The sequence below is a fragment of the Pseudomonas sp. SED1 genome, from assembly GCF_034044025.1.
Classification (GTDB): Bacteria; Pseudomonadota; Gammaproteobacteria; order Pseudomonadales; family Pseudomonadaceae; genus Aquipseudomonas.
Genome location: NZ_JAXCIS010000230.1, coordinates 12,370 through 35,908 on the forward strand (window position 1 = coordinate 12,370; position 23,539 = coordinate 35,908).

The 23,539-nt window shown below is 56.0% G+C and carries 16 protein-coding genes and 2 pseudogenes; 4 read left to right on the forward strand and 14 right to left on the reverse strand.

Features of this window, described 5'->3' with window-relative positions:
- Positions 1–19: 19 nt before the first annotated feature.
- Together tnpC and valS are read left to right on the forward strand one after the other, a co-directional pair.
- Positions 20–1,552 (forward strand): annotated as a pseudogene (gene tnpC / locus SNL23_RS29530) (IS66 family transposase).
- A gap of 54 nt (positions 1,553–1,606) precedes the next feature.
- On the forward strand, positions 1,607–4,252 hold the full coding sequence (valS, locus tag SNL23_RS29535) for a valine--tRNA ligase (protein ID WP_318304506.1): 2,646 nt from the start codon (positions 1,607–1,609) through the stop codon (positions 4,250–4,252).
- A 289-nt stretch (positions 4,253–4,541) separates the two neighbouring features.
- Here the strand turns inward: valS and SNL23_RS29540 are convergent, their stop codons facing one another.
- The 5 genes and pseudogenes from SNL23_RS29540 to SNL23_RS29560 form a co-directional block, all read right to left on the reverse strand.
- The gene (locus tag SNL23_RS29540) at positions 4,542–5,357 is read right to left on the reverse strand and encodes a hypothetical protein (protein WP_318304507.1); all 816 of its coding nucleotides are present in this window, start codon (positions 5,355–5,357) and stop codon (positions 4,542–4,544) included.
- 819 nt (positions 5,358–6,176) lie between these two features.
- Positions 6,177–7,163 (reverse strand): annotated as a pseudogene (locus tag SNL23_RS29545) (IS1182 family transposase); the annotation flags it as partial.
- Positions 7,164–7,371: 208 nt separating this feature from the next.
- Complete coding sequence (locus SNL23_RS29550) at positions 7,372–7,785, reverse strand: response regulator (RefSeq protein ID WP_318304508.1); 414 nt, start codon at positions 7,783–7,785, stop codon at positions 7,372–7,374.
- A 346-nt stretch (positions 7,786–8,131) separates the two neighbouring features.
- Complete coding sequence (locus SNL23_RS29555; protein ID WP_318304510.1) at positions 8,132–9,364, reverse strand: EAL domain-containing response regulator; 1,233 nt, start codon at positions 9,362–9,364, stop codon at positions 8,132–8,134.
- A 233-nt stretch (positions 9,365–9,597) separates the two neighbouring features.
- Positions 9,598–10,263, reverse strand: a complete 666-nt coding sequence (locus SNL23_RS29560) for an outer membrane protein (protein WP_318304511.1) — start codon at positions 10,261–10,263, stop codon at positions 9,598–9,600.
- Positions 10,264–10,458: 195 nt separating this feature from the next.
- On the opposite strand from SNL23_RS29560, the gene SNL23_RS29565 reads away from it, so the two are divergent.
- The gene (locus SNL23_RS29565; protein ID WP_318304512.1) at positions 10,459–10,857 is read left to right on the forward strand and encodes a DUF1090 domain-containing protein; all 399 of its coding nucleotides are present in this window, start codon (positions 10,459–10,461) and stop codon (positions 10,855–10,857) included.
- A gap of 180 nt (positions 10,858–11,037) precedes the next feature.
- Complete coding sequence (locus SNL23_RS29570) at positions 11,038–11,493, forward strand: C40 family peptidase (RefSeq protein ID WP_318304513.1); 456 nt, start codon at positions 11,038–11,040, stop codon at positions 11,491–11,493.
- Positions 11,494–11,589: 96 nt separating this feature from the next.
- On the opposite strand, the gene SNL23_RS29575 is transcribed toward SNL23_RS29570, so the two are convergent.
- The 9 genes from SNL23_RS29575 to SNL23_RS29615 all read right to left on the reverse strand — a co-directional run.
- Positions 11,590–12,474, reverse strand: coding sequence for a LysR family transcriptional regulator (locus tag SNL23_RS29575; protein WP_318304514.1), 885 nt, complete (start codon positions 12,472–12,474; stop codon positions 11,590–11,592).
- Positions 12,475–12,481: 7 nt separating this feature from the next.
- Positions 12,482–13,168: a cysteine hydrolase family protein gene (locus tag SNL23_RS29580; RefSeq protein WP_318304515.1), complete on the reverse strand. Its 687-nt coding sequence runs from the start codon at positions 13,166–13,168 to the stop codon at positions 12,482–12,484.
- Positions 13,169–13,278: 110 nt separating this feature from the next.
- Positions 13,279–13,578: a hypothetical protein gene (locus tag SNL23_RS29585; protein WP_318304516.1), complete on the reverse strand. Its 300-nt coding sequence runs from the start codon at positions 13,576–13,578 to the stop codon at positions 13,279–13,281.
- A gap of 25 nt (positions 13,579–13,603) precedes the next feature.
- On the reverse strand, positions 13,604–15,397 hold the full coding sequence (locus SNL23_RS29590; protein WP_318304517.1) for a TolC family protein: 1,794 nt from the start codon (positions 15,395–15,397) through the stop codon (positions 13,604–13,606).
- Between the two features lie 2 nt (positions 15,398–15,399).
- Positions 15,400–16,644, reverse strand: coding sequence for an HlyD family type I secretion periplasmic adaptor subunit (locus tag SNL23_RS29595; protein ID WP_318304518.1), 1,245 nt, complete (start codon positions 16,642–16,644; stop codon positions 15,400–15,402).
- On the reverse strand, positions 16,641–18,992 hold the full coding sequence (locus SNL23_RS29600) for a type I secretion system permease/ATPase (protein WP_318304519.1): 2,352 nt from the start codon (positions 18,990–18,992) through the stop codon (positions 16,641–16,643). Before SNL23_RS29600 ends, SNL23_RS29595 begins: the two co-directional genes overlap by 4 nt.
- A 257-nt stretch (positions 18,993–19,249) precedes the next feature.
- Positions 19,250–20,182, reverse strand: a complete 933-nt coding sequence (locus SNL23_RS29605) for an OmpA family protein (RefSeq protein ID WP_318304520.1) — start codon at positions 20,180–20,182, stop codon at positions 19,250–19,252.
- 95 nt (positions 20,183–20,277) lie between these two features.
- Positions 20,278–21,192 (reverse strand): OmpA family protein, encoded by a 915-nt coding sequence (locus tag SNL23_RS29610; protein ID WP_318304521.1) that lies wholly within the window; start codon positions 21,190–21,192, stop codon positions 20,278–20,280.
- 94 nt (positions 21,193–21,286) lie between these two features.
- Positions 21,287–23,539: Ig-like domain-containing protein (locus SNL23_RS29615; protein WP_318304522.1), on the reverse strand; the 2,253-nt coding region annotated here is incomplete at its 5' end.

Consider the following 23,539-nt stretch of genomic DNA (forward strand, 5'->3'; position numbering starts at 1 on the left):
TTCTGCCAAAATCCGGGGCATGATTTCTTCTCCCAATCCCGACCAAATGTCCCTCGACCAACTGCGCGCATTAGCAGCGCAGTTGCTGTCGCAAGTCGACACCATGCGCAAGAAGATCAACCGCGATCAAACGGTGATCGAGAAACTGACACACGAGATTGCCCAACTTAGGCGTTTGAAGTTTGCCAAGCGTAGCGAGCAGATGAATCCTGAGCAGGCCAGCCTGCTAGATGACCTGATCGATACCGATATCGCGGCGATTGAAGCAGAGCTTCAGGCGTTGCAAACAGTGCCAGCGGCGACAGAGAAAAAACAAAAGCCCAAGCGCACTGCATTGCCGCCAGAGTTTCCACGCACGTTGATCCATCACGAACCTGACAATATTCACTGCCAATGCGGCTGCGCACTCAAGCGTATCGGCGAGGACGTCAGCGAGAAGCTGGACTACACGCCTGGCGTCTTTACCGTCGAGCGCCATGTCCCTGGAAAATGGGTCTGTGATGACTGCGAAACGCTGATCCAGGCACCCGTCCCCGCGCAGATCATAGACAAAGGCATCCCCACTGCCGGGCTGCTGGCTCAAGTGATGGTTGCCAAATACGGTGATCATTTGCCGCTGTATCGCCAGGAAAAGATCTTTGGTCGGGCTGGCTTTGCCATCCCGCGATCTACCTTGGCCAAGTGGGTCGGCGACTGCGGTGTGCAGTTGCAACCGCTGGTTGATGCCCTGCGCGAAGTGGTGCTCACCCACGGCGTGGTGCACGCCGATGAAACACCGGTACAGGTGCTCATGCCGGGCGCAAAGAAAACCTATCGTGGCTACATCTGGGCCTACGCGACCACCGCATCAGCCGATATCAGCGCAGTGGTGTACGACTTCAGCCCAAGCCACTCGGGCGAGCATGCGCGCAACTTCCTGCAAGACTGGAAAGGCAAACTGGTGTGCGACGATTTTGGTGGCTACAAGGCCAGTTTCGCATTGGGCGTCACCGAAATCGGTTGCATGGCCCATGCCCGGCGCAAGTTCTTCGACCTGCATGCCACGAACAAGAGCGCGCTCGCCGAGCAGGTACTGCACTCTATCCAGTTGCTATACGAAATCGAAAGTGAGATCCGCGACCTGAAGCCAGATTTACGGCGACGAATACGGCAAGAAAAAGCCGTCCCCGTGATGGATAGGCTGCACGCCTGGATGATCGCCCAGCGCGAGCTTGTGCATGATGGCGTGGCCATTGCCAAGGCTCTGGATTAAAGCCTGAAACGCTGGCCAGCATTGTCACGTTATCTGGATGACGGCGCGGTGCCTATTGATAACAACCACATATAGCAACAGATCCGGCCATGGGCTCTTGGACGCAAGAATTGGCTCTTCGCAGGATCGTTGCGCAGTGGCAAACGCGCGTCGGTGCTGATCAGTCTGATCCAGTCGGCGAAGCTCAACGGGCATGACCCATATGCTTACTTGAAAGACGTTCTGGCTCGACTGCCAACACAGCGTGCACGTGACATCGCCGAACTGCTGCCGCATAAATGGGCTACGCAGGTGATGTAAATCTGAATGCATCCTCTTGGACGAGCCGTCAGTTGCATTGAACTACGATGGTAAATGTTGATTGGGGGGGTTTACTTTTCAAAGGCGATTCAATATAAATTTCACCCCGGCGCGCACTTACTGTTGTGCCCTTTGATATTAACAGGAGGATGCTATGTCACCGTTAAACGTGATGAAGTTCTAAACGGTCAAACTGTCACCCCCTCGCTCGAAAACCTTGAAACACGCTGGTCTCAACGTTGGCAGCTCGAAGGCACGTACGCCTTTGACCACACAGCCCAACGCGACGCTGTGTTCTCCATCGATACACCCCCGCCGACGGCCTCAGGCTCGTTGCATGTCGGTCATGTCTTCAGCTATACCCACACAGATATCATCGCTCGATTCCAGCGCATGCGAGGTAAGGCTGTGTTCTACCCCATGGGTTGGGACGACAACGGCTTGCCTACCGAACGCAGGGTCGAGAATTTCTATGGCGTACGTTGCGACTCGCTGGCAGCTTATCAGCCTGATTTCAGGCCACCTGAGCCCATTCCATTAAAGCGAGGTGACTTTACTGTCATCAGTAGGCGCAACTTCATCGAGTTGTGCCACGAACTGACAGCCATTGATGAGCAAGCGTTCCGTGCACTCTTCGTGCAACTGGGCTTGTCCGTTGATTGGAGCCTTTCATATGCCACCATTGATGAGCGCTCTCAACGAGCGAGTCAGCGCGCTTTGCTTCGTAACTATCAGCGTGGCGAACTTTATAGCCAGGAAGCTCCATGCCTGTGGGATGTAACGTTCCAGACAGCCGTGGCTCAAGCAGAGCTTGAAGAGCGCGAGGTCGCTGGTGCGTATCACGAACTCAGCTTTGAGACGGCTGATGGCGACGCATTGAGGGTTGTTACCACTCGGCCTGAGCTACTGATGGCATGCGTGGCGCTGGTGGCTCACCCGGACGACGTTCGTTATCAGGCGCGGTTCGGACAATCCGTGCGCTCGCCAATTTTTGACTTGGACGTACCGCTGCTGGCACACCCGTTGGGTGATCCTGACAAGGGCACCGGCTTGGTGATGGTCTGCACCTTTGGCGATCTTACCGATGTGATTTGGTGGCGAGAGTTGCAGTTGCCCACGCGGTCAATACTGGGAAAAGATGGACGCCTGTTGCTTGAGACTCCCGCCTGGTTGACGACACCACGCAGCCGACAGGCCTATGCAGGCTTGGCCGGGCGTAATTTGTCCCAGGTTCGTAAGCAACTCGTGCCGATGTTGCGCGACTGCGGCGCTATGCGAGATGAACCGCGACCGATTCAACACGCTGTGAAGTTCTTTGAAAAAGGCGACCAGCCTTTGGAAATCATCGCCACTCGGCAATGGTACTTGCGTAACGGCGGACGCGACGCGAGCCTGCGGGACGTGTTGCTTGCCTCTGGCCAGATGCTGGACTGGCATCCGCAGCACATGCTCAGGCGTTACGAGCATTGGGTAGGCGGGTTGAATGGTGATTGGCTAATCAGTCGTCAGCGCACGTTCGGCGTGCCGATTCCGTTCTGGTATGGGCTGGATGCACAAGGCGAAGCCGACTACAGCACTCCTATTATTGCCCGCGAGGAAAGCCTGCCAGTTGATCCGAACCTGGATACTCCGCCTGGGTATCGACCAGAGCAACGTGGGCAACAGAATGGTTTCGTCGGCGAACAGGACATCATGGATACGTGGGCCACCAGCTCGCTGACGCCTCAAATCGCCGGAGGGTGGGGAGATGACGACGCATTGTTCGCCAAAATATACCCCATGGATCTCAGGCCTCAAGGTCACGACATAATCCGCACTTGGCTATTCTCAACTCTGGTACGCAGCCATTTTGAACACGGTTGCGTGCCATGGCGTAATGTCGCGCTCTCTGGGTGGATTCTTGATCCTGACCGTAAGAAAATGTCTAAATCCAAGGGTAACGTGGTAACCCCTCAAGCCTTGCTCGACCAGTATGGAAGTGACGGTGTGCGCTACTGGGCAGCCTCAGCGCGGCTCGGCAGTGATACAGCCTTTGAAGAACAGCAGATGAAGATCGGCCGCCGTTTGGCCGTCAAGCTGTTCAATCTATCAAGGTTGGTTCAAGGTTTTGCGAAGGATGACAACGGGGATATCGACCAACCGCTGGATCAGGCCATGCTTAAACGCTTGGACTGCGTAGTCCAGGACGCTACGTTCGCGCTGGAGGCGTACGACTATAGCGTGGCGCTCTCGCGTATCGAAGGGTTCTTTTGGTGGTTTTGCGATGACTACGTCGAATTGGTCAAGCGTCGCGCCTATCGACCAGAAGGCCATTCGGCCCGTAATGCTTTTGCACATGCACTGAGCGTGCAGCAGCGACTGTTTGCGCCATTTCTGCCATTTGTGTGTGAGGAAGTCTGGCAATTTTGGAATTGCGGCTCAGTGCACAATGCGTCTTGGCCGCAAGGGGATGCTTCTCCTGACGCGTCTATTGAAAGCTTATTGATGAGTGTTAGTGCCGTGCTATCTGCGATTCGCAAAGCAAAATCTGACGCCCGCCAATCCATGAAGGCTCCGGTAGCACGTGTTGAACTGGTTGACAGGGCTGCGCAGCTTGAAATGATAAAAGGCGTTCGCCAAGACTTGATCGAAGCAGGTCAGGTTGAGGCTTTGGTGTTTATAGAGGGAACTGAGCAGCAGGTCGGTGTATGGCTGAAGTGACGTAGACTTAAGGGCAAGTCAATTCGCGGGGCGATCAAGGAGATCGCTTCGCGAGCACGTCTATAGTCGTCCATCAAACACTTGGTTCATATGCAAGATAGAAAATATGGCGTAGTGCCAAGGCCAAAATAGCAGACCAATGACGCGGCCCGGAAGTCTGGACGCTCACATACAGGACCCGAGCATCACTGATATCACGTCATGCTCGGGTATCTTGATCAGAACCCTCTGCTTGCGGATCCTGCGATCCGCGTCGGTGCTACTGAACATCAAGGCTGCCCGCCCTAACTCAACCAGCGCTCTTTGGCTTGATTACGAAGCCGGTATAAGGCGTTACGGCCGGCGGATGAAAATAATTCCCCTCGCTATTGAGGGCCGGGGGAGCCCCGTGCAAGAAGATCTGAACTTCTTTTCTACCATCCTCAAGTAGCTTGAAATCAGGATCGTTTGACCGAACCCTCGCTTTGATTGGCAGCATCTGCTCTCCGACTTGAAACCTACCCCGAGTGGTCACGTAGAAAGAACCGCCAAACTTGTTTGAAGTGGCCGAAGCGACAACTACAACTCCCCCGCACCCTAGCGACGAGATGTCTCCACCCGCACTCAAGAAAGCAAACGCATCGTAATAGTTCAATTGAGCGACACCCACGGTCAGGGGGTATTTCTTACGATCACTCATCGTCATCGTGAACCAAGCATCCACAACTTCCCGCAGAGTTCCCGGATGAAGGATAACGCCAGGCTGAACACTCTTTGCCAATGCCTGCCGCTCGGACATCGAAGGTTTCTGTTTCTGACGGCGTTTGGGTAGCTCGCCTAGGTGACTCGGGATGATCACATCAGGATTCGCAGAGGGCCACTTAGTAGGATCGCCAGCTCCGGAAGACTTGCTTTGGCGCTTCTCATTGCGGCAACCTGGTCTATGCAGGCTAGGAGCCTTGAAGAAGCAGTTCTTATTTATAGATATCGATGCTGTGACATCAACAAGGCAGTCAGGGCAAAAAAACAGGAGATCATCCGTCTTAGGTATCGCATGCGCAAAACTTGCAGACACTGCGGCATCCATTTCCCAACAAATTGCCGAAACCATCAACTCATTATTCATTCAATCCGGAGCCTCTGTCATTTATCTTCTTCAACTTAGCACTTAACTTACACACACACAGGAAGCTGTAGACGGAAATTATCTAGCTAGAGTATCCTGTATTACTTTAAAAAGCCTTGCTCTGACGAGCGCTGAAAGTTGTAAATGATTTATCGCGCCCCATGTAATGGCAGTCAGCACCTTGAGGGAAAATCTGCCACTGGAAGAATGAACCCGCCCATCTCACGATGCCGGAGATCAATATGGCTACGAAGCAAACTGCAATCAGCAGGCATATCAGCGCTATATCCATCGCAGTGCGTCCCAACCAATGATGGCTCAAGAACAAGATTCTAAGCCCTGTCTTAGGTTTTTTGCGTGTGAGGAGGACAAGCTCGCCCAGGTAACCTTGGGCCTGTCCCCCACGTCAACGCCTGACAACTCTATCTGGCGAGCATTCTCGCCTAAATGGGTGTCCGGTTTCATTAGACCGCTACAGGGCGTAACCCACTAGATTTCCCATTTTTCCCCTGTCGTTGGCTAGATTTTCTTAACCGCGCCAAGATTTTCTTAAAATTTGCGCCGAACACTCAGAAAATATTAACCGAAAATGGCCGCGCAACCACTATTTTGGATTTTCCGCTTATCGACGGTAAGCGTCCCGCAATCACACCTTGCCGCATTGCGCTTTCTGGACGACCTAGACTTTGAACGGTTTGGGATAAGAGCTATGTTGGCGCATGGAAATCCTAGCGATAAGGGTGATCGCGTTCGCTTAAAAATACGCGGACACCATCGCCCTTAATGCTGGAGTTCGGTAGGTGACTTGGCCGGACGATTACCGTCAGCCTTGGCTCCAGAGGTCATCGGCTTGGGCACATAGGCTGTGTTGCCTGCATCGTGACAAGCCAGGATTTGTTCGCTTTTGAAGTAACCTCTGTCAGCCACTACCGACAACTTATCTGACGCCATCGCCTCGCGGGCCTGCTTGGCCATCGAGCTGAGTTGATCGCGGTCGGAACCGACGTTGGTCACCTCATGTGCAACGATCAAATGGTGCTGCGTATCCACCGCTGTCTGCACGTTGTAACCGACGACTCCAGTGCCACGCGTCATCATGGAACGGGCGTCTGGATCGGTAAGTGAGACCTGTTTATCCGGTGATTCGTTGAGCTGAATTTCAATGACCTGCACCTCTTTCATCTGAGCTTTGAGCTTGTCGATTGTCTCTTGCAGACGAGCAGCCTTGGGCTGGGCGACCGAGGGTTCTTAACGATCGGTTTCGTCGAGCGCAGTCAGGTACCGATTGATACTTGATTCAATTTCTTCCATCCGTCGTTTCAGCTTGGCGCTGGTGATATTGCGGTCGCTGTTATTGACGGCCTTGAATTTACTGCCGCCGATGGCGACCAGATTTTCTTCGAACAGTCCTAGCTGTTGGCACAGCACCACGAACTGGCGGCAGACACCTCGGATGGCCTTGCTGTTGTCTTTTCGGAAGTTGGTAATGGTCTTGAAATCGGGCAACAAACGCCCGGTCAGCCACATCAGCTCGACGTTGCGTTGGGCTTCTCGTTCAAGACGCCGGCTCGATGAAATGCGGTTCAGATAGCCGTAGATGTAGATCTTCAGTAGGACCGAGGGATGGTAAGCCGGTCGGCCTGTATCAGCAGGTAGGGCGCCCTCGAAACCTAGTTTGACCAGGTCCAGTTCGTCGACAAAGTTGTCGACTACGCGCACAGGATTGGCATCCGTGACGTAATCGTCGAGGCTTGCGGGAAGGAAGGTTTCTTGGCCTCGATGTTCACCTTGGATAAAGCGCTTCATGGGCGATCCCTGCGATGAAATCCTCAGAAATCATAGCAAGCGTTTGCGAAAGCGTTTTTACACACTCTGGTCCAATTGCAGACCTTGGATGTGTCTGGAAAACTGAGGGCGATTCAATCCATAAGTACTCATTCATCCCTACGCGTCTTGCTGAGTACGTGTCGACTAAGCACGTCTCATCGACAGCAGCTATCCCCTGGCACTTCAGTCAACCCACCTCGTCATACCTCATGCTCAAACTCTGCCGCTGCTCGAACGTCTGCATAAACTCAGCGACGCGCCAGAACTCAGGCAGGCCCAGCACCCACTCCATGGCCGAGCTTTCGCTCTGTGCGATTACCGTGTCGCGCGGCCCACCATGCAGCCCGTACACCAGCATCTGCTTGACGGATGCTGCACCAGGATTAGTCAGTGAAAAGGTACGGGGATGGCCCAGTAACTTGACGTTCATGATCAATAGATCAAACGGCTGAGCGTTGTATTGATTAAGCGTCCACGCCTCCGCGACACAATCGGTGGTGAAAATACCGAAGTAGCCCAGGCGGTTGAACAGTTTCTCGATGAATTTGCGCTGCATAGGGCAGGCGTCAACGACCAGGATGCGTAAGGATTTAGTCACCATGACGAGCGGTCCTCACGGTTATTGCTCGTAACAGAGAAGTAGGCATTCGATGACTCCAAAGAGGAATGTGGGCCGGCCGGTTTCTGAGGAAATCAGACGCCTTGACAGGGCACACTTAGAAATAGCTCCTACGAAAAAAAGGGCCTGCTGCATCATTAGGCTCCTAAACTAAGGGACATCGTAAGCGCCCCATCCCTGATGAACGCTCACTTTATAAGTGCGTACCTCGCAAGAATTTAAGACTTGTCTGGAAAGACTAAAAAGATACTCATCGCTAACGCGTTGATGGGCGCCAAACCATGTGAGTCAAGGCTGCCTGCAGCTCACCGGCGCGCGAGCAAAACGATCAACACGCGCAGGTTTGAATCACGTTGAAGCGGTTTCCCTTGAAAGCGCTGCCGCGGTCGAGCATCTCCAGCAATTGCTCTTCCAGTAGTGCAGGTGCACACAGATACCCCTGCCCCGAGTCGGCGCCGAGCATGACCAGCGCGTCACGCTGAGCCGGGGTTTCAATGCCCTCGATCACCACGCGGATGTCGAGCATTTTGCCCAATGCCAACGTATGGATGATGGCAACTCTACTGCGAGGCTCCTCGAGAAACCTGCGCGTGAAACTGCGGTCGAGCTTGATTTCGGTAAACGGCAACTCGCACAAGCGTTGCAACGACGAAAACCCCGAGCCAAAATCGTCAATCGCCAACTCACACCCCATCATCCGCAGGCGTACGAGATTGTTCAGCGTGGCTGTGGAGGTTTGCAGTTCAGTACGCTCAGTCAGTTCGAACATCAGGCCATTGCCCGCGCTGTTAAAGCGTTGCAGCACCTGCTTGACCTTCACTGAAAAACGCTCGCAGGCTAATTGAGCCGCCTCTACGTTAAAAGCCACTTTCAGTTCATGCCCAATCAAACGCGCACGCTGCTGCATCTCCAAACCACTCTGCAATTGAATTAACAACAAGTTGTCCAAAAGCCCAAGACGCTCCAGAGTTGGAAGAAAATCTGCCGGTGACAGGATGCCCTGAACCGGATGATGCCAGCGCACCAGCGCCTCGACACCGTAAATGCTACCCGTAAGGAGGTTGAACTTGGGCTGAAACCAGGTGCAAAACTGCAGGTCGGCCAGCGCATGGCGAATTTCCTGATCTGCCGCTACGTCATTCCCCTGCGTGGGTGAAGGCCTATTGGAAGCTTCGCACGAATGTACGCTGAGCAATGTCGCCAGTGCCTGAACGTCGAAATCAGCGTTCACTTCGCCTAATAGCTTCAGACCTTGCAACGCAATAATTTCACCTAGCACCCAACTCAGCTCAGGTGAGTGCGCGTTACTGATGATGACCGACTCTACACAGCCCGCGTACCCAACGGCCTGAATAAAATCCAGACAATCGATGCCTACCATTTGCACATCGATCAAGGCGACATCCACCGGCCCGAAGTCCTTGAGCAGAGCAATAGCCTTTTCGCCGCTGTCGGCAAGCAACACGTGGCTGCAGCCCAACTGATGCAACATCCTGACAGCGCTATCATCTGGCAAGTGTTTGCCTTTACACACCAGGACTCGCAAGGGGAAAGTGGACATCGGATCGCTCGGATTGGAGTTGAAGCGGATCAGTTTCCTGAACGCGGTGAAATGCTTCCATGGGACACGTCTCGATAGTCAGCAGCCAACAGGCCGACCTACCCGGCAACACAAAAAAAGGGCCTGCTAATCAGCAGGCCCTTTAGTAAAACAACTCGTAGGTGCCCCATCCCTGCGGCGCCGTCATTATTGTGCAGCGGCACCGTCAAGTCTTTGAGACTTGTCTCAAAAAACTAAAGCGCGACGCGGGCTTCCAGGAACAGATTCTGTTCAAACAACTTGCCTTTCAGTTGCTCGTCACGGGCATTGATGCGGTTGATAAACGTATTATGGCCGGTCTCAATATTGCCCATGTTCACATAGCGATAGCCGCCGCCCAGGGTAATTTTTTTATCAAATTTGTAGTCCATGCCCAACCCCATACTGTAGGCGAAGTTGTTCTGGGTATAGTTGGCAAAGCGTCGATCAGCACTGGTCTGGTAACCCTCGGAACGAATACGCGCCACGCCCAGCCCAGCCATCAGGTAGAAAGAGACGTCATCGGTCACCGCAAAGTCCTTGAAGCCGTTGACCATAAAGCGCTCAGACGAGACCTCCATACGGTTTACGTTGGCATCGAACGGTGACCAGTAGCTGTCGAACTTCGAGTCCTTGTTAATTGTGTACTCCCCCTCCAATCGCCAGCCACCGGTGAACGCATAACCAATGGACATGGCGCCACTCAGGTCAGCGTCACGCGAGGGACTGCTAATGCGCGAGTCAATCCGAGGGCTGGTGAGATCGGCGCGGGCCAATCGCTGGTCAGCGCTTTGCAAGCGCAGAGCACCATAGAAGTTGTCGGCAAAAGCGGACGCGCTGGTCATCGCGCCTATCAATAGACACGGTAGTAGCTTTTTCATCGTGTGGGCTCGTCTTTTTGTGTTTGAAGCTCAAGATCCTAGAAGTCAGGCATGTCCTTCGATCTAAGACTTGTCTTGTTTTTGCCTTTCGCTACAGAACCAAGACAGGTCTCATTCAGCCCCCCCCCAACGTTCGCTACCTTTGCACGACTGCGCGACACCTCCTAGACCGCGCACTTGAGAAAGGACAGTGACATGACTCCCAAAATTGCTGCCGCAATCATGGCGTTCTTCGGCCTCGTCGCGACGCCAGTGTTTGCCAGTGACGCCGCGCAAAACAACGCAGGCTGCATGGCCAAGCAAAACGCAATCAGTGCCCAACTCGAGCAGGCGCGCAGTGCCGGCAAAACTCATCAGCAGGCAGGCCTGGAAACCGCGTTGAAACAAGTCACGACCTACTGCACAGACGCAAGCCTGAACAAAAAACGTCTGGAAAAAACTGATAAAGCAAGGAAGGAAGTCAGCGAGCGCGAGGTAGATTTGAACGAGGCCATGCAATCGGGCGACGCTGAAAAGATCAACAAGCGCAAGCAAAAGCTCGCGAAATCCCTGCAAGAACTCGACGCACAAACCGCCAGATATCACGCGGATTGAGCGGGGTTCTCGCCTGCGTATTACTGCCGCGACGGTGCCGGGAGGTAAGCCCGGCAACCTAAACCTGCAGATCAAGCGTACGCAGGCAATAAACACTTCCCTTTAACTGTTACCCGAGTATTGACTGTGTTCCCGCTTAAATCACTTGTAGCTCTGAGCTGCCTGTGCGCTCACTTCGCCTTGGCCGACATTACGTTCGCGGCCGAAAAAAAGCGCTCCCATGCCAGCGTCGTCACCCAGCCGGCCAGTAAAAAATCCTTACCCGTCGACAAGATCGTCGGCCGTGCTCATCAACTGATCGGCACCCCGTATCGCTGGGGCGGCAGTTCTGTGAGCGGCGGCTTCGATTGTAGCGGGCTGATGGTGTATCTGTTTCGCAGCGAGGCCGGCATCCAATTGCCGCGCACCACGGTATCGATGATGCAGCACAAAGGCACCAAGGTTGCACGCACCCAACTGAAGCCTGGCGATGCGGTGTTCTTCAAGCATAACGGGCGAAAATTGGTGAACCATGTGGGCGTTTATATCGGTGGTAACCGCTTTATTCATGCCCCAAGCAGCGGCAAATCAATACGCATCGACTCGCTTAAAAACGTCTACTGGAATAAGAACTACGTGGCGGCCAAACGCTTTTAAAGCAATTGAGGCAGTCCGCTTTATCGAGACGTAAATAGCCTGGAATCAGCGCCGCGATACTCTGCGAGAGTCAAGATCAGTGAGGGTATTCGAGGTTTATTCGGCGCGGTAGTGCTGCGTCATGAATTCCACAAAGACGCGAACCTTGGCCGGTAGAAGCTGTGCGTGAGGATAGAGTGCGTAGTAATGACGTGTGCCCAAGGTGTACTCTGGCAGGATGCGCACCAGTCGACCCGCCATTAGATCCGCCTGCACCGTGGCCTGAGTGAACGCTGCAATACCGGAACCCGAAAGTGCTGCGGCATATAACGCGGTGATGGTGTCAGTGCGAAAGCCGGAACCAGGAGCAACTGCAAACGCTTCGCCCTTTTCAGACTGCAACAGCCAAGGGCTTTTCGATGCATACGCCAGAAGTTGATGCACCATCAGATCCGGCGCGCTGCGTGGTAACCCCCTTCGTTGCACATAGGCGCCAGACGCCACCAATACCATGGGCGAGACGTGCAACAGGCGCGCCACCAGGCTGCTGTCTTCCAGCGGCCCGCAAATACGCAATGCCACATCGAAACGCTCGGCAATCAAGTCAACAAAAGGGTCGGAGCACGATAGGTCAATCTGCACCTCGGGAAAGCGCAGTTGGAACGCGGGAAGCCAGTTGGCCAGTTCCAGGGTACCAGTGACCAACGGGGCGCTGATGCGCAACAACCCCGACGGTCGATCTTGCTGGTGGGTCACCGCCAGGGCAGCACTGTCGATGCGTTGGAGAATATCCACGCAGGCTGCGTAGTATTGCTCTCCGGCTTCGGTCAGGCTCAACCGACGGGTATTGCGATGAATCAACCGCACGCCCAGCGCCGTTTCCAAGTGCTTCAATTGGCGTGACACCGACGAGTGCACGGTGCCCAGCCGCTCTGCCGCGGCCGAAAATCCCTGCGACTCGACGATGCAGCAGAAGGTACGCATGGCGTGTAGCTGATTCATCTCATGGTCAACGTATTGGCAGCTTGATGATTTGCTCGGTGGTCATGACGTCGCCGAAAGTGTCCTCAACTTCTGCCAGGGCAGACTTGTGTAGGGAGTCCTTATCAACGGTCTGACCATTGAAGCGTGTAATGGTACGGGTCGCCGATGCATCGGAGGCCACCAGGACATTGTAGCCCAGTGGGGCGGCGTCACGTGCGGCACCCGCCACGCAAGCGTGGGTCATCAGGCCGCTGATGATTACTGTATCGATACCAGCTTTTTTCAGTTGGTCGTTCAAGTCGGTGCTGCCGAACACGCTGACGGTGCTCTTCTGCAGTACCACATCCTTGGCGCGCGGCTGCATGTCCTTGTGGAGCTTCACTGTCTCACCGTCGATCGCGAACACCGCCGAACCGGCCGGTGCGACGTGCTGCACGTAATAGACCGGCATTTTGTTGCTGTCGGCAAACCTGATCAGTTCCTGGGTTTTTGCCAGTGCAGCGGCGCCATCCGGGATAGGCATCTTGCCGGTGAAGTATTCGTTCTGGAAGTCGATAACCAGCAACGCAGTCTTGTTATTGGGCAGTTGTTTGATCTGCTCGGCACCGGACATGGCGCGGATGGTCGGGTGCTCATTTGCCATGGCGCTGCCGCTGGCAACTAGGCTAGAAAACACACAAGCGGTCATGAATCGATGGGTAAAAAGCTGCATGGGATGATTCCTTCTTCAGTTGAATGTAAACACTGAAGTGATATTAAGCAGGCCCGGGGATCTGCAACACAGGGCCGCAGGCACATCATCTGTGCCAGACACGCACAGACCTACGCCACGGGTCGCAGAAAGCTGCGCACACCCGAAGACACTACGTGATTGGCGCACAGCAACATCAAACAATCGCCAGGATCGGCAACGTCCAGTGCTTTCGTAACATCATCGACGATCGAGTTTTCTTCGTTGATGTAGAGCATGTGACTGATCGCCGTACCCGGCGGAAAGCTCGCCTCGATACCACCCAGACTCCACACCAACACCACCTGAAGATTCTTGCCGTGGTAACTCGTGTTAAAAATCTCGAAACCGTGGCCATCAATCTGTGTGGCTTTCGAACTGCTGATAGTCATAGATAATTCCTCTAAAAAACACGCGTCAGCGCGGTGCGCCTGATAGCCATTGCATCAAGGTCCCGGCGCCGGCGTACTGGCGGAAAATCGCCTGATACCCGTCAAAACGGCTGGTGACTTCACTGACCTGATTGCCGTAGTGCTCGTTTTCTGCCGTCAGCACATCGAGCAAGGTGCGCTTGCCTAAGTGGTACCACTGCTCATAAAACGCCTTGCGAATGCGATCCGACTCTACGGACAGGTCGCGGTACAACTCGGCGCGCTCCAGCAAGGTGCGGGCGTCATGGTTGGCAGTACGGATGCGGTATTCCAAATCGAGACGCTGCTGCTCGGTGTCCTGATGACTCGCCGCAGCACGTTGCAAGGCTGCGCGTTCGGCGGCGCGAGTCGAGCCACCGCGGAACGCCCCCCAGGTCACTGCCAGCGAGGTTTGCCAGGGTTGCTCACGGCCCAGGGTATCTTCCGAGGTGGACTTGTTGATCACCCAGTTCAGCTGCGGCAGCGACGAAGCGCGTACCACTTTTGCCTGCAACTCGGCCGATTCGGCAGTTGCCCTGGATTGCGCTAACGTTGGATGATCGTCAACGCCCATGAGCAAGGTGTCGAGGTTGGCCAAACGAATATTCCATTCTTTGGTACGCGGGATCATTACCGGACGATCACCCACCAACTTACTCAGGTTGATTTCTGCATCTCTGGCTTGACGCTCGGCGTTATCGCGAGACGCGCGGGCTTGCAGCAGGCGCGCTTTGGCCTGAGTCAGCTCGCTGCTGCGGCCCTTGTCCACCGCAACGACGCCGGCGAGCATTTTCACCAGTTCATTCATACGGTTTTCGAACTGCTGGCTGACGTCGATAATGATGCGCTGCTTGCCCAGCTCAATCATGGTTGCCACCACGTCGAAAGCGGTGGACTCCATCTGCGCTTCGACGCCCGACTCGGCAGCCTTGGCAAGGTATTCACGCATACTCACGGTTTTGCTGGTGCGACCCCAGTCGTACACCATGGTGGTGATACCGATGTTGACCCCGGCGGTGCTCCCGCTTTCATTCTCCTTGCCCTTGCCGAACTTGGCCGATTGGGTTTGCGAACCGATATCCAGTTGCGGCCAGCGTTGGCCCTTGGCTTCGTCAATATCGGCCTGCGCCGCGCCATATTCGGCCCGGGTGCGTTGCATCTGCGGGCTGCGGGCTTCGGCAGCCTGTACGGTACGGAAAAATATTTCGCGCAGCTCCAACTCTGAAGGTCCTGCCACCGAGGTGCCGCTGCGAGCAGCGAGGCGCTCGGGCAGCGCCGCCAATGCGACGGCCGACACCCCTGGCAACGGAGCAGGCACAACGCTTGGGGCCACACTGGCATTTGGCGCTGGCGCAATGGCCGTCACTGCTGGCCGACCGATAGGTGTCTGGCTTGGCGCCACTGGCTGGAACACCGCCTGCACCTCCGCCGTGCGCGGCGCCAGGGTCGGAGCCGGAGCCGGAGTCCGAACGGCTCTCGGCGTCGGAACGGGCGTCGGCGTCGCAACTACTGTTGGCGCAACCGGCACGGGTACCTGAACCATCACCGGGGCCGCTACGGGCGGCGCTATTAGTACCGTTTTCGGCGCTGGCACCAGTGCCGGCGTTGGCACCACCACCGGCGCAGCGGCGGGCGTTGCGGCCCGAGTAAACATCAACAGTTCTTCGTCATCGGCGTGCGCACTGGTCGAGTACAGGTACGCCGACAAACATACAGATAACAACGTCAGTGTCGTGCCGCTCGACATCGCCTGGGGCGAACAAGCAGCACCCGCGTTAATTGGATTTAAATGCCTGCTCATGCTCACCGCTCCCGGAACGCTTCACGTGCCTTGAGTACAGGCTTGAGCAAGTAATCAAGAATGGTTTTTTCGCCAGTACGGATTTCCACAGATGCAACCATCCCAGGAATGATCGGCAGTCGCTTGCCACCGGCTTCCAGCACACTGCTGTCGGTCAGTACCTGAACCCGGTAATAGGTGTCATCGGGGCGGCCGGCAGCGGCCTTTTTATCGTCCTTCAAGGTGTCCGGGCTGATGTGTTCCACGGTGCCTTTCAAGCCGCCATAAATCGCATAGTCATAGGCGGTGATCTTCACTGTGGCCGGAAGACCCGGGTGCAGAAATGCCACGTCGGAGGGGCGGATCTTGCCCTCCACCAGCAGTTGTTCTTCCAGCGGTACGATTTCCAGAATGTGCTCGCCCGGCTGAATCACACCGCCGATGGTATTCACCCGCACGTTCTTCACCGTGCCGCGTACCGGTGCCGTGATGGTGGTGCGATCAACGATGTCGGCGCGGCCCACCAGGTTTTCATTGGTCTGCGACAGCTCCATCTCCATCTTGCTCAGCTCGGAGTTGGCGTCGGCCTGGAACTTGTTAATGCGTTCGACAATTTGCGATTTGATATCGTTGGCCTGACGCCGCATGCGCAGCAATTCGACCTCGGACATCAAGCCCTTGGCGGCCAACGGCTCGGCCAGGCGAATCTCGCGCATCGACAAACCGTGGCTACGCTCAAGCGCGCTGACACTCTCGTTCAAGGCACGCTTGCGGGCGTTGTACGCCTTGGTTTCCTGGTTCACCACGCCCGGGTCCTGCATCACCATCTCGTCAAACACCAGCGGCTGTTGATACGCCTCGGAGCGCAAGCGAGTGATGCTGGCGCGCAAGCCGATCACCTTGGAATAGGCTTCGCGGTAGCTGGACTGGGCACGAGTTGGGTCAATCTTGAGCAGCACGTCGCCCTTCTCTACAACCGCACCTTCACGCACGTTCATCTCCGACAGAATCCCGCCTTCTAGGCTTTGAATCACCTGCTCGCGACTCAGGGAAATAATCGTCGCTTCGCCCTGCGTGATCTCTTCAACACGGGCAAAATGAGCCCATACCAAACCACCCACCAACACCGTACCGATGAGATACAGGACCAGTTTTGAGCCTGGGGTCGTCTGGGTCAGCAGTGACTCCTGAACGTCATTCATGAACGCTGCGTCGCCAGGTCGCAATGCGTCCTTGGCCGCACCGCGTTGGAAAAATTTGCCGATCATTGTTGTCCAGTCTCTTGCGAAGTTGGGGTCTCGGCGACGCTGGCCTGTGGCGCAACGGTGCCTCTCGGGGCAGAAGAATGTACAGACGGCGCAGCGACCGGTCGTGGCGCGCCCACTTTGATCTTCGGCTTGATTTCGCCCGACGCCCCAGGCTTGGCGTTGCCATTGAGCGCCGCCAGTATCTGGTCTTTAGGGCCGTCGGCCACGACCTTGCCGTCATCCACCACAATGATGCGGTCCACCAGGCCCAGCAGGGATGGTCGATGGGTCACCACCACCATCGACTGGCCTTCAGTGGCTCGCTTGAGATGGTCCAGAAAAAGCATTTCGGTTTGCGAATCCATAGCGCTGGTCGGCTCATCGAGCAGCAGCAATTTTGGACGTGCCAGCAGGCTGCGGGCCAGGGAAACCAGTTGACGCTGGCCACCCGACAGGCCTTCACCCATCTCGCCAATTGGCAGGTTGATGCCCTTCGGATGATTGGCTGCAACACGGTCCAGGCCGGTCAAGCGCAGCACCCGCAGAAACTCATCAGCGGTGGCCTCTGGGCGACCGATCATCACGTTCTCGCGGAGCGAGCCATAAAACAGTCGGGCATCCTGGCCGACATAGCCCACCGCTCGGCGCCAATCGGCGGGGTCGATTTGATTGACGTCCAGGCCATCGCTGAACATCTGGCCCTTCTCGGGGAGATACAGACGCCCCATGACCCGCAACAAGGTGGATTTTCCGCTGCCGACTCGTCCAAGAATCGCCACACGCTCGCCCGCCTTGATGGTTAGGTTGATGCCCTGCAACACCGGAGGATTAGGCTGCATCGGCGGTGCTGGATAAGCGAAACCCACGTTCTTGAGCGACAGTTGCCCGGTCAGGTCCGGCTTGGGCAGATACTCGCGCGTCGGGTCGCGGTCGACCGGCATTTCCATCAGCTTGTTCAGCGATTGCAAGGCGGCTTTTGCCTGCTGGAAACGTACCGCCAGGCCCACAACTTGACCGAGCGGCGCCGTGGCGCGGCCGGCAAGCATCACGGTAGCAATCAGCGCGCCCATGGTCAGGTCACCCGCATCAATCAGGTAAACCCCGGTGATGATCAGCGCGACCGTTTGCAGCTGTTGCAAAAACGCCACTGCCCCCGTGGCAGCGTTGGACAACTTGCGCGATTTCAATGACGTGTTCGCGGCCAGCGCGCTAAAGTTCTCCCAGCGTCGCTGCATATACGCTTCACCGCCGACTGCCTTAAGGGTTTCCAGGCCTTCCACTGATTCGATCAACACGCCCTGCTTGAGCGAAGACTCGCGCAAGTTCTCTTGCATGGTGCGCGCCAGCGGCCATTGCAGGCCCACGCTGATGATCAGGATCAGCGGAATCAGGGCCAGCGGGATGTACCCCAGCGGGCCACCGATGACGAAGATCACCGCGACAAACATCAACACAAACGGCAAATCGGAAATCGCCGCCAGAGTCGCCGACGTGGCGAAATCGCGCACCGATTCAAACTCGCGCAATTGGTTGGCGAACGAGCCGGAGGACGCCGGTTTGTGCTCCATCTGGATCGACAGCGCCTGGCGAAACAGCATCGTACCCAGGATCAGGTCGGCTTTCTTACCTGCGGTGTCTAGCAAATGCGCGCGCACATACCGCGCTATCGCTTCGAAGGTCATGGCGATCGCAACCCCGATGCCCAGCGACCACAAGGTCACGTAGGCCTGGTTGGGGACCACGCGGTCATACACGTTCATGGTGAAAAAGATGCTGGCCAAGGCCAGGACGTTGATCAATACGGCACCGATGGCGGCGCTGCGGTAATAGCGTCGGTAGTTCCACAACGTACTGAACAACCAATGCCCCTGGCTGCGAGGCGTCTCTTCGCCGGCACGGGTATCGACCTTCGCCAGCGGTTTGACCAGGATCGCGAAGCCGGTGTACATGGCGTCCATTTCGGCCTGGTCGAGGTCCACGGGCTGGTCGCTTATTTCTGTGAGGATCACCTGGTAGCGGCAGTCACGCTTGTTTTCGGCATCTGGGTCGGGCCGGCGGCCCAACAGGATGCAACCGCCCTGCTCTTTGCGCAGCAGCAGGACGGGCATCAGTTGGCTTGGCAGCGCTTGCAGCCGGCGATCGATCAATCCGGCGCTCAGGCCCGAATTGGCGAGTGCGGCCATGGCCAGCGACGGCGAAAGCATGCCGCTGGTAGGCAAACCGGCGGTCAGGGCTTGTGCGGATTTACCCAGCCCATAATGGTCACAGATCCACGCAACACTGCGCAATAGCGTGTCCTGGATACTGGTCTGGGGCGCAACGTCAGGCTGCGCCTCCAGGCTTGAATTGAGAGGCATGCTGCTAGTCATTTGAAAAATCCTGGATGACGGCCGCGAGGCGAAAACCAATGGGGACTGCCTGGCGGCAATCTCTCTTGCAGAGGCCAAAGAGGCCTATGAAGAACTGTAGGAATTTTGCTGGAATCAATGACAAGCCTGAACAGGACCTGTCCCAAAAGCAGATTTGACAGAGGGTCGAGAAAACCCGGCCTACTTGAGGAGGGGAAAGACTAAAAAAAGCCCCGCAGGTCTACCTGCATAGACGGCGGGGCAAACAATCAACACGCTTAGGGCTGTTTGTGGCTCAACTCCACGCGCAATTCGACGCGGCGGTTCGGCGCATAGCAGGCGATCTGCTGTGCCATCGGCCCGTAGCAGCTGTGCACCCGAGGCTCACGGTTGCCCGAGCTGTCAGTACTGATGATCGACTCTGGTAAGCCTTGCTCGACCAGTAGGCGGCGCAGACTCTCGGCCCGTTGCAGGCCCAGCAGTTGGTTGCGCGCTTCTTCACCGAGTGGGTCGGTGTGGCCTTGCACATGGATGTGTTTGATCTGCGCATCGTCGCGCTGCAACTCAGCCATCCACGCGCTGATAGCCTTGCGGCCGGCGTTGGAAATATCCGCGTAATCACCGCGACCATAAGCAAACAGCACATCACTGGACAGTTGGTAGTCCTTGAAGCGGCTTTCATCTTGAATGAAGTCGAAATACCGACACGCTTCCACCGCACTCGCCCGCGACAAGGCGTGGGCCTGCGCGCGCGTATTGCGCAGCTGCTGTTCGGCCTCGTCACGCTTGACCGGTTGCGGGAAGGTCGCGCCATCCTCGCGTACTTTCAGGTAGTAGGTGACGCCGCCTTGCAACGACGCCTGGTAGAGGTCAGTGCGTTTACCCAGGTAATGCGGCGCATCACCTAGGTAGGCACCCAAGGTGTGCACCCCCGGTGCCAGGCAAAAACGCGTGAAACCACCTGGCAGCAGGCCGGTATGAAATTCGCGGTCGACATACACATGAGCCGCGCCACGCCGTTGCACGCCTTCCAGTTGCCGGTAATACACCACCTGAACCTGATCGACGCCGACTGGCGGCACCGGTTGAAAATGCTGGGCAAACACCCTGCCAGGCACACGTTCGGGCGACGCGGCCAGAAGCGGCCCGACCGACAGTACAAGCAGCATGACGCCGCCGATTGCGCTTCGGTTGAAGTTGAATGAATTCATAAAGCCACCACCCGCACCGGGAACCCGGTCGGCAACGTATGAGAGGGAATAGAAACCAGCGCCCCAAGCGTACCGGGGCGCTGATTGTCAGCGGGTTATTGCGCGACAGGCGTCACGTCAACCCGTACCTGCACACGACGGTTAGGCGCGTTGCACGCCACCTGCGCGGCACGGTTGCCCGAGCAGTGCTCAACCACAGGGTCGCTGCTGCCGGCGCTGCTGGCGGTGAGCCTGTTGGACGGCATACCCGCATCGACCAACAACTGACTCACGGTTTGTGCGCGCTTAAGGCCCAGCAGATAGTTAACCGAGCCCTTACCTATTGGATCGGTGTGGCCCACTACCTGAATCTGCCTGACCTCGGCGTGGTCGCGTTGCAACTCGACCGCCAGTTTCTGGATCGCCACATGCCCGGTGCGGGTGATGTCACGGAAGTCCGACTTGCCGAACGCAAACAGCACGTCACCCGACAAGTTGTAGTCCTTATACACAGGCGCAGCGGCGACCGGCAGGTAGTTGCATGCCTCTACCTGGGACGCACGCGACAAGGCATGCTTCTGGACACGGCTTCCTGCCAGCTCACGCTCGGCTTCGGCTCGCTCTACCGCCTGCGGGATGTTGTTGGCACTGACTCGCATGAAATATGTGGTGCCGCCCTGCAGCTCGGCATTGTACAGCTCCGATTGCTTGCCCTGGTACAACGGCGAGTCGTTCAGGTAAGCGCTGATGCTATGGATACCAGGGCGTAAGCAGAACGCGCTGAAACCGTTGGGAAGCAGGCCAGCATGAAACTCCTTGTCAACGTATACGTGGGCCGAACCCGCTGCGTCTGCCGAACTGTTGGTGCGGTAGTACACCACTTGCACCTGGTCGGCAGGCACCGGCGCCACGGGCTGGTAAGTATCGCCAAACACGGTGTTTGCCGACGCAGCGTTTGCGCTCAACGGCAGTGCCGCAAAAAAGAGCGCACCCGACAGCGCGACCGTCATAGTCTTGTATCGATTAAACATAGTCGTAACTCCAGCGTGACCGGCACATAACACCGCCCAGGCTTTAGGCAAATAATGGGAGAGCAAACGCCGTGTGTACGGCGCTGCTACAGGCTTAAACCAGGTTTGTGGTGACCCCTTGTTGTACAAGCAACTCGGCGTCAAGGTTCGAATGTTGGTAAACCTCGTAGACCGCACCGGCAACGGTGACTTGCCCAGCGGCTGCCCAATCACCCGGGTCCATGCTGCCCAGTTGGTCGTCAAGGTTGACCACATCACCAGCGTTACCCTTGACCATCATTTGCACTTTGCCACTCTCGTGGAACAGGTTGGTTTCACCGTGCTCAAGTACATCGGCGAGTGATAGGTTCAAGGTGTTGTTGCCAGCACCGGTCAAGTCAACCACTTCAATCGAAGTGAGCTTTTCGCCCAGCGCGGTAAAGTCGAGTACCTGGTTGGCACCGGTCAGCGTGATGGTGTCAACGCCTTCGCCGCCGTGAATACCGCTTGAAACGTCATCCAGTACTGCAACATCAGCGATGGAGAACACGTTGTCTGCGGCCCCGCCGTAATATGCATCACTTGAGTCGAGCACAGTTTGATTGGTCTCGGGATCGATTAACTCATAGCCGCTGGTGACAGTGTCAAACGACAGGTCATCTAAAAATAGATAACCCATTTGATTGTTGATTGACACCATATAGAAGTCCTTACCGTCTGGCGGTACAACCGTATAGTCATGCAGCTCACCACTAGTTGGAGGCGTAATGCTATTCACAGCAGAAGTTGATCCATCCCGATTAAAAAAGACAACAGAAAACAGGGTCTCTGTAGCCACGGAAAATGACACACTATTTGCAGTATCTCCGTCATTCAGAATGAAACGTGCATTTCTATGAAACGCTAAACCTGTAGATTCAACTGTATAACTAGTGGTGTTATTACCGGCCCACAAAACCTCGCCAGCCTCAGCGACCCCCATTTTGCTAGGAAGATAACCGCCCGCTCCACTCCACCAAACAGTAAAAGTTCCCAAATCAGTCTTTGAATCATAAGCACCAGTCGATGACGAAAGTCCCTCAAAGTCTGTTGTCAGAAGATTGTCGGATGTCGTGGTGCTTTTCAGGTATTGAGAGACATTACCTGCACTGTCAATCATCCCCACTACAGGCATGCCAGTTGGGAACGGGCTGGTAAGTTCACCAAACACGACCGATACACTGGCAGGTGTCGCCAAGTCCGCATTCGTCAGTACATGTTCAACAGTGTGCTCACCCCAAATCAGATGCAGGGTATCGCCAACTTCCGCAGTGCTGCCGGTGATATCAATGACGAAGCTATTATCCGAACCTACTGCGCTAACAATACCGATGGGAGGAGTCGGCGCTATAACGTCCAACTCGACAACTTGACTCGACGTACTTGCATTACCCACCCGGTCTATGACACGGGTCAAAATCTCCCAGTCGCCAGCGTGGCTGTTATGGTCGATAAAGCTCCAGGTGCCATCGCCATTGAGCAAGGCATCCAGCCAAGTAACCCCATCGTCGGTCGAAACTTGAACACGCTCGCCCATCGCCAAGGCGGCGGTCAGGGTGCCGTGAACCAAACGCCCTGCTGTTCCGTCGTTGGTTGCGAAGTCACCGATGTCTTCACCGGTGTCTTTGCTCATCGACGTTACCACCGCCGTTGCTGTAGGCGCGGAGGTGTCGATGTTGATGTTCCACGTACTGGACTCTGAGCTGCGGTTACCTGCCGGGTCTTGGGCCACAATTGTGAAGGCGTGGTCACCCTCGGCCAATGGCACGGTCGGCGTGAAACTCCATGTGCCATCCGCGAGCACATCGGCACTACCGATCGACACGCCACGATCGAAGACTTCAACAACATCGCCCAACTCCAAACCACTGCCATGCAAGGTTGGCGTTGTGTCGTCAGTGCTGTCGCCGTCGTTCAGAGGGTCTTGAATCGCACCTACGTTGTCGGTAATCGACTCGATCTGCGGCACACCAGGGAAACCTGGTGGCGTGGTATCCACGATGATGTTCCAAGGGTCAGACTCGCCGCTACGGTTACCCGCTGGGTCCTTAGCCACAATCGTGAATATGTAGTCGCCGTCGTTCAATGGCGTGGTTGGCGTAAAGCTCCAGGTGCCATCCGCACGTACATCGGCACTACCGATCAGCAGGCCACGATCAAAGACTTCAACAACATCGCCCAACTCCAAACCACTGCCATGCAGGGTTGGTGTGGTGTCGTCAGTGCTGTCGCCATCGTTCAGCGGGTCTTGAATTGCACCCACGTCATCGGTGATCGACTCGATCTGCGGTGTGCCAGGGGAACCCGGAGCAGTGGTGTCGATTTCCAG

What these genes read in the sequence shown, in the direction of transcription:
- valS (WP_318304506.1), top strand. Translation starts at nt 1,607, where the DNA reads ATGTTGATTGGGGGGGTTTACTTTTCAAAGGCGATTCAATATAAATTT.
- SNL23_RS29540 (WP_318304507.1), bottom strand. Translation starts at nt 5,357, where the DNA reads ATGAATAATGAGTTGATGGTTTCGGCAATTTGTTGGGAAATGGATGCC.
- SNL23_RS29550 (WP_318304508.1), bottom strand. Translation starts at nt 7,785, where the DNA reads ATGGTGACTAAATCCTTACGCATCCTGGTCGTTGACGCCTGCCCTATG.
- SNL23_RS29555 (WP_318304510.1), bottom strand. Translation starts at nt 9,364, where the DNA reads ATGTCCACTTTCCCCTTGCGAGTCCTGGTGTGTAAAGGCAAACACTTG.
- SNL23_RS29560 (WP_318304511.1), bottom strand. Translation starts at nt 10,263, where the DNA reads ATGAAAAAGCTACTACCGTGTCTATTGATAGGCGCGATGACCAGCGCG.
- SNL23_RS29565 (WP_318304512.1), top strand. Translation starts at nt 10,459, where the DNA reads ATGACTCCCAAAATTGCTGCCGCAATCATGGCGTTCTTCGGCCTCGTC.
- SNL23_RS29575 (WP_318304514.1), bottom strand. Translation starts at nt 12,474, where the DNA reads ATGAATCAGCTACACGCCATGCGTACCTTCTGCTGCATCGTCGAGTCG.
- SNL23_RS29580 (WP_318304515.1), bottom strand. Translation starts at nt 13,168, where the DNA reads ATGCAGCTTTTTACCCATCGATTCATGACCGCTTGTGTGTTTTCTAGC.
- SNL23_RS29585 (WP_318304516.1), bottom strand. Translation starts at nt 13,578, where the DNA reads ATGACTATCAGCAGTTCGAAAGCCACACAGATTGATGGCCACGGTTTC.
- SNL23_RS29590 (WP_318304517.1), bottom strand. Translation starts at nt 15,397, where the DNA reads ATGAGCAGGCATTTAAATCCAATTAACGCGGGTGCTGCTTGTTCGCCC.
- SNL23_RS29595 (WP_318304518.1), bottom strand. Translation starts at nt 16,644, where the DNA reads ATGATCGGCAAATTTTTCCAACGCGGTGCGGCCAAGGACGCATTGCGA.
- SNL23_RS29600 (WP_318304519.1), bottom strand. Translation starts at nt 18,992, where the DNA reads ATGACTAGCAGCATGCCTCTCAATTCAAGCCTGGAGGCGCAGCCTGAC.
- SNL23_RS29605 (WP_318304520.1), bottom strand. Translation starts at nt 20,182, where the DNA reads ATGAATTCATTCAACTTCAACCGAAGCGCAATCGGCGGCGTCATGCTG.
- SNL23_RS29610 (WP_318304521.1), bottom strand. Translation starts at nt 21,192, where the DNA reads ATGTTTAATCGATACAAGACTATGACGGTCGCGCTGTCGGGTGCGCTC.